Origin of the sequence: Phocoenobacter uteri, from assembly GCF_900454895.1 — a bacterium.
In the GTDB taxonomy this organism is placed as follows: domain Bacteria; phylum Pseudomonadota; class Gammaproteobacteria; order Enterobacterales; family Pasteurellaceae; genus Phocoenobacter; species Phocoenobacter uteri.
In genome coordinates this window covers 891,856-903,856 of record NZ_UGTA01000001.1, presented here as the reverse complement: position 1 = coordinate 903,856, position 12,001 = coordinate 891,856, and the positions used below count along the sequence as shown (strand labels likewise).

General features: G+C 32.6%; 11 protein-coding genes. 8 read left to right on the top strand and 3 right to left on the bottom strand.

Features of this window, described 5'->3' with window-relative positions; translation table 11 throughout:
- Positions 1–138: 138 nt before the first annotated feature.
- From DYE60_RS03965 to DYE60_RS03950, 4 genes are read left to right on the top strand one after another with little or no spacing between them, the layout of a single operon-like run.
- On the top strand, positions 139–669 hold the full coding sequence (locus tag DYE60_RS03965; RefSeq protein ID WP_115315343.1) for a BrnT family toxin: 531 nt from the start codon (positions 139–141) through the stop codon (positions 667–669).
- Positions 666–1,736 (top strand): hypothetical protein, encoded by a 1,071-nt coding sequence (locus DYE60_RS03960; RefSeq protein ID WP_115315342.1) that lies wholly within the window; start codon positions 666–668, stop codon positions 1,734–1,736. The genes DYE60_RS03965 and DYE60_RS03960 overlap by 4 nt, the downstream gene beginning before the upstream one ends.
- A gap of 29 nt (positions 1,737–1,765) precedes the next feature.
- Positions 1,766–3,361 carry a hypothetical protein gene (locus DYE60_RS03955; RefSeq protein ID WP_115315341.1) on the top strand — a complete coding sequence of 532 codons (1,596 nt, stop codon included), beginning with the start codon at positions 1,766–1,768 and terminating at the stop codon, positions 3,359–3,361.
- A gap of 2 nt (positions 3,362–3,363) precedes the next feature.
- The gene (locus tag DYE60_RS03950) at positions 3,364–3,756 is read left to right on the top strand and encodes a pyrimidine dimer DNA glycosylase/endonuclease V (RefSeq protein ID WP_115315340.1); all 393 of its coding nucleotides are present in this window, start codon (positions 3,364–3,366) and stop codon (positions 3,754–3,756) included.
- Between the two features lie 73 nt (positions 3,757–3,829).
- On the opposite strand, the gene DYE60_RS10370 is transcribed toward DYE60_RS03950, so the two are convergent.
- A complete protein-coding gene (locus DYE60_RS10370; RefSeq protein ID WP_279525362.1) occupies positions 3,830–3,958 on the bottom strand; it encodes a hypothetical protein in 129 nt (42 codons plus the stop codon).
- A gap of 301 nt (positions 3,959–4,259) precedes the next feature.
- Between DYE60_RS10370 and DYE60_RS03945 the strand changes: the two genes are divergently transcribed.
- The 4 genes from DYE60_RS03945 to fadD all read left to right on the top strand — a co-directional run bounded on the left by DYE60_RS03945 (position 4,260) and on the right by fadD (position 9,958).
- Complete coding sequence (locus tag DYE60_RS03945) at positions 4,260–5,885, top strand: phospho-sugar mutase (protein ID WP_115315339.1); 1,626 nt, start codon at positions 4,260–4,262, stop codon at positions 5,883–5,885.
- Between the two features lie 167 nt (positions 5,886–6,052).
- Entirely contained in the window at positions 6,053–6,916 is an 864-nt protein-coding gene (locus tag DYE60_RS03940; protein WP_115315338.1) for a putative RNA methyltransferase, read from the top strand.
- Positions 6,917–7,120: 204 nt separating this feature from the next.
- Positions 7,121–8,191, top strand: coding sequence for a lytic murein transglycosylase (locus DYE60_RS03935; RefSeq protein ID WP_115315337.1), 1,071 nt, complete (start codon positions 7,121–7,123; stop codon positions 8,189–8,191).
- 84 nt (positions 8,192–8,275) lie between these two features.
- Positions 8,276–9,958: a long-chain-fatty-acid--CoA ligase FadD gene (fadD, locus tag DYE60_RS03930; RefSeq protein ID WP_115315336.1), complete on the top strand. Its 1,683-nt coding sequence runs from the start codon at positions 8,276–8,278 to the stop codon at positions 9,956–9,958.
- 149 nt (positions 9,959–10,107) lie between these two features.
- Here the strand turns inward: fadD and DYE60_RS03925 are convergent, their stop codons facing one another.
- Complete coding sequence (locus DYE60_RS03925; protein WP_115315335.1) at positions 10,108–11,160, bottom strand: AI-2E family transporter; 1,053 nt, start codon at positions 11,158–11,160, stop codon at positions 10,108–10,110.
- A 19-nt stretch (positions 11,161–11,179) separates the two neighbouring features.
- The gene (locus DYE60_RS03920; RefSeq protein WP_115316417.1) at positions 11,180–11,941 is read right to left on the bottom strand and encodes a class I SAM-dependent methyltransferase; all 762 of its coding nucleotides are present in this window, start codon (positions 11,939–11,941) and stop codon (positions 11,180–11,182) included.
- Positions 11,942–12,001 lie beyond the last annotated feature (60 nt).

Below are 12,001 nucleotides of genomic sequence, written 5' to 3'. Positions count from 1 at the left end.
GAAATAGAGGATGATGAGGTTTTAACATGAAGGAAGATATGTGGGTATATTTGGTATGATAAGTCTTTAAATATTCCTAAAGGTCCTGAAAAAATAAAAAGATATGAAGAAAGAATACAACTTTTAAAAGAGTTGCATTTGAAGTTTTTAAAGAAGAACGCCGATAATAAAAAGTATCAATATATAAGTAAAGTTGATTATATAAAAAAATCACTAGAGAGATATGATTTTTTACTATTATGTGTAAAAGCATTAGGTAAAAATAAGGATATCACTATTAGATATGAATCTCTTTTTAGTCATGGATTTTTAAGAGAATATGACTCTTCTAAAAATGCAAAGAATATATTAAAACATGGGATTTCATTCAGGGATATTATTGATGATACTAGAACTAGATATTTAGGAATAGAAGGAGGAATAGATATATTTTCTGATAAAAATGGAAATAGTGTTGTATTAGCTGAGATTTATTCAGGAGAGTTTATAATACTTATTAGTGGTTCTTCTTTTAGATTAATTTCAGCTAGATTTTTTTCAAATAAAAAAGATTTAAAAGCAATATTTTCTTATGATTTAGATTTTTTAAACTTTATATGGGAAGAAATTTTATTAAAAGATAAAAGTTTTAAAGAGTTTTATGAAAAACTTAATGGGGTTACAGAGTGAATAACTGGGTTATAAAAAAATCACCATATTCTTCTAAAATTTTACTAGAAAGCAAAATTTTTGGAGACTCAATTTATTTGTTAGATCATTATTCAGGAAGAGAACCATTTTTATATAATGGTAAAAAAAGTAATAACTTTGCAATGACTCCTCATGCTTTATTAGATTCAAATATGGTATCTGAATTGTACCTTTTTATAGAGAATAACAAAAAATCAGGTAAAAATGATTTTAGAGACTTTTTATATTTTATAACTAAAAATAGATGGAATGTATCATTACATTTTTATTATTTGGAATCATTTTGTAAAAGTGATCTTGATACTTTTAGAAAATATGCAATTAGAGATACCAAAGCTTGGTTAGAATTAATGTTAATGGATGAAGAATATTTTCTTAAAACTAGCATTGTAAAAAGAACGAATAATTCTCAACAAATTGACCATTATTTACAAAATAAATCTTTAGATGAACAGGCGACTGAACAAGTTTCTCAATTTATTGATATGTATTGTCAATTTAAAAATGATTTAGAAATTATTCAAATTTTACTAATAAAGATGATTTTAATTAAAAACTTTGAGATGAAAGATAAAAAAATAGAAAAACAATTAGAATATTTTGATTTTTTTATGCAGGAGCAATTTGGAAAAGTTTTAGGTCGAGAACTTTGTTTAGCCTACCAATATTTTACAAATAAAGCAGGAAAGTTTTTAGGTATTCAAAAGGGCACAAAATATGAAAATGCAGTAAAAAATATTATTTCAACAGCTTGGGATATATTTTTGTTAAGAATTCCTGAACTCTTCTTAAAAGAGCCTGATACTGATAAAATTTTTGATTTACAATATATAGTAACTAAAGAAAAAAGATTATTTGAGTTCTCTCAATTATTTGAATATGAAGCGATCTTGTTTGTAGATGGAGTTGCTAAGCCAATTTTTAATTTTAATATAGAGGAGCAAATAAATTATTATCCAATCAAATCAACAGATAAAGGGAAACATACAGGAGATATAGCATTATTATTAGAAGCTATGAAATTGTGTTTACAAAAGCTTTTATAAATGTAATTTATAATTATAAGAGGTGAACAATGAATTTTGATAAAGCAAAAGATTATCTTAATGAACTTTTAAGAAACCCTAAACCAACAGAAATGTTAATAGTATATTTTTCAAGTTATGGTGATAATCATAATTGTGGGATTCATCCAGCTCTTATTCCTATAGACCAAAAAGAAGATATACTCTTAGATTATGGTTGGGATTTACGACATGAAGAAGGGCTTCCTGAAAATATTGCTTACTGTTCAAATGGAGAAAAAAAGATAGAGTATCTGCGTTTTGGTAATGACAGAGGTATAGAACCATTGGTAATTTGTCGAAACTTTCATGGAATAAAAGAAGATTGTATAGAAATATCTGAAGAGTTTAGATTGTATCATAATTTATATTATGATGCTAAAAATAATACTTATCTAAAAATAGAAAGCGATGGTAGTGAAACAACAATAATTGAAGTTTCTAAAGATCAAGTGAAAATAAGAGTAAAAGAATTAAAGCAATTTTTAGCTGTAAAAGATATGTTTTTATCTATCCAATTTGATTATAGAATTGATAGTAACTTGTCTCTTGAAGAACTTAATAAAGAACAGAATTTAGAAGAGTATAAAAATGATCTATCTATATGGTCTATAGGCTATGGTGATTTTAATGGTTTTTCTTGTAAAGGATATAAATCTTTTGTACGTTTTACAGGAAAAAAACTTATTTTTCCATTTGATAAATCTAAGAAGAAGTCATCTATTAAAGATGAATATATTGATTTTATCATTGATGTCAATGATGATGGTGAAGAGATTCTATTTAATTCAAATCCTAGATTATTAGGAAATTATTTTGGAGAAAATCCTAATAATCCTCATTATTTAACTCCAGTATATTTTGATAAAGAGGTATTAAGTAAATATTATAATTTACCAAGTAAATATTCTGTAGAAGACTCATATTTAAGATGCGGAACATTATGGGGGCTTCAAATGGATAATCATCATCAAGATATGATTTGTGTTTGGCTAGGAGATCTTGGTCGGGATTTACCCTATAAAGAACAATTACATTGGCGATCTTATAATATTTTACCTAAAGGGAAAGTTAGTAATACCTTTGTTAAAAGACAGCTATTAGCAGAACCGACTGACTCAGAAGAAATAGATCATATTTTTAAAATAAAGTATCAAAAGTTGTTATCTCAAAATAACGATGGTTGGTTATTACCATTAAAGCAAAATGATCAGCATCATCTAGCGAGCTTAAAATTACCATTGACAAATGAGCAAAAAGAATTTGATGAACTTGTACTTAGTCTCACGAAAATACTTGTGGATTCATTAAATGAGAAGTTTTTAAACTCTTATCTTGATAAACAAGATGTAGAGTCTTTGAAAGGTAGTATTTCTAAATTAGAATTTGTATTAGATAAATTAGATTTAGAAAATTTTGAAGAACACATTCAATTTCTTAGAACTTTGCAAGGGCTGCGTTCAAGTAGTTCTGCACATAGAAAGGGACGTAATTATGAAAAAATTTCTAAGACTTTAGATATCGAAAATAAAGACTTGATTACTATCTTTACAGAAATATTATCTAAAGCAACAAAATTATTAGATTATTTTTTAAATATCAAATAAAAATGACAAGAATAAACCTTATCCCCCCAAAAGAACTCTGCGATCAACACCTTCTCGCAGAGTTCAGGGAACTGACTCGTATTCCTAATGCAGTCGCAAAAGGAAAATACAATTTAGTTGGAATGCCTGATGATTATAAGCTTGGTACTGGGCACGTTCGTTTTTTCTTTAATAAATTGGCGTTCTTAAAAAAGCGTTATCAAGATTTATATGAAGAATGCAAAGCAAGAGGCTTTAATGTGAAATATATTTGGTCAGATAGCTTACCAGATGATGAAAGCTTGTGGCTAGATTACGTTCCAACGATGAATGCGATTGCTGTAAATAGGGCGAGAATTCAAGAAAGAATGCCTGTAAAACCAAGATTTACGGTTAGGGATAGAAAAGTTAAATAGTATTAGTTATTCTCATAAAAATGGAAACTATCTTCACTTAAATAGATAGTTTCCATATTTATAATTATAAGTTTTATTTACCTGTTGACTTGCTTGGTTTTAAACCTGGGGTATTTCCTGGAGTATCTTTATTATCACGTCTACGTCTATCAGGTTTACCCGTCGATTTAGCAATTGGTTTTGGTCCTGGTTTAAGTCCCATTATAGTTCTCCTTCTATTATTTTGAGAGGAAGTTCTCTCAGTATTCATATAGTGTCTAGATTATAATTATCAATAGTTAAATATAATTTTTTATAACAAATTAAAAAAAATTTGCAAAAAAGCAAAAAAATCTGACCGCTTGAATTTCTTAAAATTCTCTTCAAATACAGATAAACACAATGCAAACGCTTTCCTGTGACAAAAATCAAATTTTCACAAAAATAAGGGTGCAAAAGCGTTAATTTTCGTTATAATTCAATGAAATTCTTAATCAGATTATTCAACAAAAAAGGAAAACAAAATGACAGACTTCATTAGTATTGCAAAAAATTGGTTAGAGCAAGATCCTGATGCGGAAACTCGTGCAGAGTTGCAGGCGATTATTGATCAAAATGATATTAAAGAGTTAGAAGCTCGTTTTTCAGGTCGTTTACAATTTGGTACAGCAGGATTACGTGGTAAATTACAAGCGGGTTCAATGGGGATGAACCGTGTGTTAGTTTGTCAGGCAGCAGCTGGTTTAGCACGTTTCTTATTAAGCAGAGAAAAAAATCCTACCATTGTAATTGGCTATGACGGTCGTAAAAATTCATTGCGTTTTGCACAAGATACCGCTGAAATTATGCAAGCAGCGGGCATTGAAGCTCAACTTATGCCAAGCTTACGCCCAACACCAGTGTTAGCATTCTCAGTACGTCGTTTGAAAGCAAGTGCAGGTGTAATGGTAACAGCAAGCCACAATCCACCAGAAGATAACGGTTATAAAGTTTATTTAGGTGGTGAGGATGATGGTGCTCAAATTGTTTCTCCTAACGATAAAGCGATTGCAGCAGAAATTCAATGGGTTGCAGATAATCAACGTGTTGATGAATTACCTCGTGACACTAATTACAAAATGATCGATCAAGCAATTATTGATGAATTTATTGAGCGTACTGCAAAATTAGCAACAGCCCCAATCGCTGATTTAAGCTATGTTTATACAGCGATGCACGGCGTGGGTAAAGAAACTTTATTAAGCGTGTTGGATAAAGCTGGTTTACCAAAACCGACCTTAGTGTTAGAACAATGTGAACCAGATGGCACATTCCCAACAGTTGCATTCCCTAATCCAGAAGAAAAAGGTGCATTAGATTTAGCGATTGCACGTGCAAAAGAGGTTAACGCTGAATTTATCGTGGCAAATGACCCTGATGCAGACCGTTTAGCGGTAGCTATTCCAAATGAAAAAGGTGAATGGGCAACCTTACACGGTAATGAAATTGGTTTATATTTAGGTTGGTTTATCGCAAGTAAAGCCCAAAAAGAAGGTAAAACAGGTGCGTTAGCGTGTTCATTAGTGTCTAGCCCATTACTTGGCAAAGTGGCAAAAGCGTGTGGTATGGCACACCAAGAAACCTTAACAGGCTTTAAATATATCGGTCGCGTTCCAGGTTTAATCTTTGGTTTTGAAGAAGCATTAGGTTACCTTGTAAACCCAACAGAAGCACACGATAAAGACGGTATTTCAGCGATTACTTGTTTCTTAAACTTAATCAACACATTGAAAGCAGAAGGCAAAACATTTGCACAGTATCGTCAAGAATTTATGGATACTTTCGGTGCAGCAAACAGCGATCAATTAAGTATCCGTGTTGAAGATTTAAGCCGTATTCAACGTATTTTAAAAGCAGTTCGTGCAAATCCATTTAAAGAAATTGCAGGCATTGCAGTTGAACAATACATTGATCATTTAGAAACTGAAACACCAAATGACATTTTAGTATTCCATTTAGCTGGCGGACAGCGTGTGATTTTCCGTCCATCAGGTACAGAACCTAAATTAAAAATGTATTTAGACACAACAGGTAAATCACTTGCCGAAGCACAAGAAATTTGTGCAAACATTAAAGCAGATTTAGCGGCATTTGCAGATAGCGTTGCTTAATAATTTGTTTTAATAAACTTTTTAGTTTAGTTATAAGCGGTCGTATTTTGTAAAACTTTTGCAAAATATGACCGCTTTGGTTTTATTTATACATTGTTTTTAAACTCACAGCTTGAAATAACAAAAAAATTAGCACCCTATCCCAAATTATAGGATAATAGCCCCTTATGAATTATACCTATGAGAATATTATGCTAATTTGTCCCCATTGTAAGTCTGAAGTAACCCTATCCGAAAAATCCTATCGTTGTGAGAAGAATCACTGTTTTGATCTTGGTAAAGCAGGTGATCTTAACTTGCTGCCAGTGAATCAAAAACGCAGTAAATCACCGGGTGATAGCAAGGAGATGGTTAATGAACGCCATAACTTTTTAGAAAGTGGGGCGTATTCGCCAATTGCAGAATTATTGGCGAAAACAGTGATGAAATTAACACAGGGAGAGCCTAAGATTATCGCTGATGCTGGCTGTGGAGAAGGCTATTATTTACGTCAAGTACAACGTCTTTGTTTTTCGCATTCAGAGTATTTTGATAATAACGGCGGACAGTTTGTTGGTTGGGATATTTCAAAATTTGCAGTTCAAAAAGCAGCGAAATCAGCTAAGTTTTCAGCAAAATGGTTAACAGCAAGCAATGCACATATTCCATTGGCGGATAATAGCGTGGATATTTTAATTAGTGCTTTTGGTTTTGAGGTGTCAGAAGAGTTTGCTCGTGTGTTAAAACCAAATGGCTATGTGATTACTTTAGATGCTGGCGAGAAGCATTTGCTATCACTTAGAAAAGTCATCTATCCAATGATTAAACCATTTCGTGAAAAGCCATTTTTAGATGAAATGTTGTTCCGTTGTGTTGGAACGGATTCAACTACTTATCATACGTTATTGAATAAAAAGCAACTTGCAGAGCTAATGACGATGACACCACATCTTTATCGTGCAACTTATGAAGGAAAACTTGCGGTGCAACAGCTTGATGAATTAGAGATTGATGTCGATGTGCAGTTGAGAATTTATCAACTTAATAACTAAGTATCGTTGTGTTAAGTAAGCGGTCATATTTTGTATAAAATTTGCAAAATATGACCGATCTTATATACACTAATTTATTGTAAATTTTTGTCAACATTATTTGTATAATTTTAAAATAGGTCAGATTTCCTTATCTTTGAGTTTATTGAGCTAGACAGTGTTTCTAAAATTTGTAACAATCAACCTTCACTTATTTAAGGAGAGATTATGAAGAAGATATTGGTATTAACTGGCGTTTTAACGATGATATTAAGTGGTTGTTCCAATAGCTCAGAGAATAAATTAAAAACCTATCAAATAAGTTATCATAAAGCTCGTACATTAGATAATTTCAATGATTATGTTGATTATTTAAAATATCAGACACAACAAGCGGGTATCTCTTCACAATTTCTTACTAATCAAAATGAAATTTTTTATATAGAAAAAGCTGTTGAATTAGATGAGCGGCAATCTTCTAAGAAAACGCATTCTTCTTCGCCTGCTAAGCCAAATCCTCATGGTATTACTCGTTATTTAAACCGAGTTTTAACATCTGCAAAGATAGATAAAGCATCTGAATTATGGTGGAAATATCAACCACAATTAAACTATGCGAGTGAAAAATATGGTGTGCCAAAGGAATATTTAATGGCGTTGTGGGGAATGGAAAGTAGCTTTGGTTATTATCAAGGAAATTATGATGTGCTTTCTGTTCTTGCTACGCTTGCTTTTGATGGCCGTCGTGAAGAATTATTTAAAAAAGAATTTATTAGTGCGATGAAAATTCTAGAAAATAAAACCATTCCTCGCTTTAAAATGCAGGGTTCTTGGGCCGGTGCAATGGGGCAATCTCAGTTTATGCCAAGTACTTATTTAAAATTTGCTGCCGATGGCAATAATGATGGCGAGAAGAATATTTGGTCAGAGCATTATGATATCTTTGCCTCTATTGCAAATTATTTATCTTCTGTAGGGTGGGATAAAAATATCCCTTGGGGGGTAGAAGTCCAACTTAATACACCATTAAATTTGAAATTGTCAGGCACACAACAAAGAAAAGCGAAAACATTAGCTCAATGGCAAAAATTAGGCGTGAGAATGTTGAATCCAAAAACAGAAAAGATAACAGAACTAACACAGACAAAATTATGGTTGGTTCGTCCGAATAAGGAAGCGGGCAGAGCATTTTTAGTGTCTAATAATTATCGTACCTTAAAAAATTGGAATAATTCTAATTATTTTGCTGTGAGTATTGGTAAGTTTGCAGAAGAAATTAAAGCACGAGTTTATTAAATTTATGAATGAAAATTCAGTGTAAATATTGTAAAATAACAAATTGTCATTAAAAAATAATAAAGAAATATAAAGGAAAAAATAATGGATAAGATTTGGTTCAACAATTATCCGCCACAGGCTGAAAAAACTGTTGATGTTGATAAATATGAATCGTTACTAGAGATGTTTGAAAATGCAGTGCGAAAACATCCTGATATTCCTGCTTATATCAATATGGGGCAAGTTTTAACTTTTCGTAAGTTGGAAGAACGTAGCCGTGCTTTTGCAGCTTATCTGCAAAATGAATTACGTTTAGAAAAAGGCGATCGTGTTGCCTTGATGATGCCAAATTTATTGCAATATCCAATAGCGTTATTCGGTGCATTGAGAGCAGGTTTAGTGGTGGTTAATGTCAATCCACTTTATACTCCAAGAGAATTAGAGCATCAGTTAAATGATAGTGGTGCGAAAGCGATAGTGATTGTATCAAACTTTGCAGCAACACTTGAAAAAGTAGTATTTAACACACCAATAGAACACGTTATTTTAACCAGAATGGGGGATCAACTCTCTTTTGGGAAACGTACGTTAGTTAATTTTGTGGTTAAATATGTTAAAAAACTAGTACCAAAATACAAATTACCACACGCGGTTACTTTCCGTGAAGCGTTAAATATTGGTAAACATCGTCAATATATCAAACCTGTGATCGAGAAAGAAGATTTAGCCTTTTTACAATATACCGGTGGTACGACAGGGGTTGCAAAAGGGGCTATGCTTACTCATAAAAATGTCGTTGCAAACTTAATGCAAGCAAAATGGGTGGGTGAGCCATTATTAGGTTCAGGAACTGGAAATGTGGGTGTCATTGCGCTACCAATGTATCACGTTTTTGCTTTAACAATTAACTGTTTACTGTTCGTTGAATTAGGTTTGACAGGATTGTTGATTACTAATCCACGAGATATTCCAGCTTTTGTTAAGGAGCTTAGAAAATATCCTTTTGTTGCTTTAACAGGGGTTAATACTTTATTTAATGCGTTATTAAATAATGAAAACTTTAAAGAAGTGGATTTTTCAAAATTAAAAATGTCAGTAGGTGGCGGTGCTGCGGTTCAACGTTCTGTTGCAAAACGCTGGCATGAAACCACAGGGTGTCACATTATTGAAGGTTATGGGATGACGGAGTGTTCGCCGCTAATTTCTGCGACACGTATTGACTCAACAGAATATTCAGGTTCAATTGGTGTGCCAATGCCAAATACGGATATTCGTATTGTTGATGATGAAGGAAATGATGCACCACTTGGGCAACGTGGTGAGCTTTGGGTTAAAGGTCCACAAGTAATGAAAGGTTATTGGAACAGACCAGAAGATACCGCTGATTCAATTAAAGATGGTTGGGTTGCGACGGGTGATATCGTTGAAATGGGCGAAGATCTGAATTTACGTATTGTTGATCGTAAAAAAGATATGATTATCGTGTCAGGTTTTAATGTATATCCAAATGAAATTGAAGATGTGGTTGCATTGCATCCAAAAGTAAATGAAGTCGTTGCGGTGGGTATTCCGAATGAACGTTCTGGTGAGAGCATTAAAGTTTATGTGACGAAGAAAGATGAAAGCTTAACGCGTGATGAATTGAAAAAGCACTGCCGTGAACATTTGACTGGTTATAAAATTCCTCGTGATATTGAGTTTAGAGATGAATTACCAAAAACGAACGTAGGCAAAATTTTACGTCGTGTACTAAGAGACGAGGAAATTGCAAAATTAAATGCGTAAAAAATAAAATTTTTGTGAACTTATTAGAAAATGCTCGGTCTTACTATACGACAATATGCTGAATTAGATGATTAAGTGTAGAGTTTTTCATAATCCTTAAGTAAGACCTCTCCCGATACCCCACTTGGTATCGGGTTTTTTTATGCTTTTTATTCTACTTCTGGTAACGCGTTGATTACTGCTTTAACAAGGGTAGCAAGAGGGATCGCAAAGAATACACCCCATAATCCCCATAATCCTCCAAAGATAATCACTGCGATAATAATAGTCAGTGGGTGCAAATTGACTGCTTCTGAGAATAGGAAAGGAACGACAAGATTACCATCTAGTAATTGACTGATAGCAAAGGCAAGTAAAAGATAATAGAAATCAGGCGATAGACCGAATTGAAATAATGCAACAAGTGCGATAGGTATAGTGACTAATACTGCACCAATATAAGGCACTAAAACAGATAATCCAGCTGCCACTGAGAGTAATAAAGGGTAGCGTAGCCCAAATCCTAATAAAATGAAATAAGTTACAAAACTTACGATCAAGATTTCAAGGAATTTACCACGAATATAATTTGCAATTTGTAATTGCATTTCAGTCCAAACTCGTGTTGCAAGATTACGATCTTTAGGCATAAATCTTAGAAAAGATTGTACGAAAAGATTTTTATCTTTAAGCAAAAAGAATACCATTAGCGGTACTAAGAACGAGTAAATACCAATCCCTACAATGCTGATAATTGAGTTGAGAGATAATGTGAGTAATGAGTCGCCAAAACTTAATATTTTTTGTTGTAGCGAGGTCATCATTGAGTCAAGCATTGCATAACTAATTAAATCTGGATAGTGTTCAGGTAGCGTTTGCAACCACTCATTTAAAGAATTTAACATAGAAGGTAAATCTTTTAAGAATGTCGTGGTTTGGTTCCAAAGTTTTGGTAATAGACCAACAAATAGGAGGATCAGTAATGAAATAAATGTGCCTAATACAATCATTAAACTAAACACACGAGGAAGTTTAAAACGTTGTACGAGAAAATGGATCGGCCATTCAAGTAGATAGGCAAAAACGATTGCAACGAGTAATGGCATGAGTAAATCACTAAAAAAATAGATAATACTAAAGCCAATAAAAAGGATACCTAGCAAGACGGCTGTTTGTGGGTCGGAAAATTTCTTTTTGTACCAATTTTGTAACATATCAAACATAAAGGTATCCTTTTTAAAATTATTTTTGACTACAAATTGCAATAAACTCTAATGTATTTTCAGCATCACGGAATGCTTTTAGCATTTTAATAAAAGAGGTGTGATTCTTACTTTTTAAGGCACTGCCCATAATTTTTAACACCCCAGCTAAACCTTTATAATCGATCAATCCTTTTGGAGAAATTAACGAAATTTCGCCAGAAAAGGTTTCTACATTACGAAAACCAGATTGTTTGAAGGTATCTTTCCATTCTGATTTTGTTAAAGGGGCAATCGTTGCGTTAATCACCTCTTCCAACTCCGTAATAACATCATCCGCTTCATTTTTAGCTTCCAGCATAATATCGTGTGTAAGTAATAGACCATTTGGTTTTAGAACTCGCTGATATTCCGTTAAAGCTTGTTGTTTCATTTCAGCAGGCAATAAGGTTAGCATTACATCATTCACGATAATATCGAATTGATTATCTTTAAAAGGCAGTTGAATAATGTCGCCTTGTACAAATTCAATTAACTCTGTGATTTGCTTATGTTCAGTGGCATTATGACGTGCTTTTTCTAATGTGGTTTCGTCTAAATCAATCGCTGTGATATGGCAACCAAACTTTGTGGCCAATTGAATTGCTGTATCACCATTGTTACACGCAATATTCAATACTTTTTTGTCTTTATTAAAATCACCATTTGCAATTAACCATTCATTTGCTACTCGACCGCCAGGGCGTAAATGCGTTTTACCTAAACGAGCTAAAAAGTCATATCCCATTTTTTCTTTTTCCATTTCCATAAAATCCTCACATTTTGTAAAATTATGGTTTAATATAACCGCTTGTAATTTGTA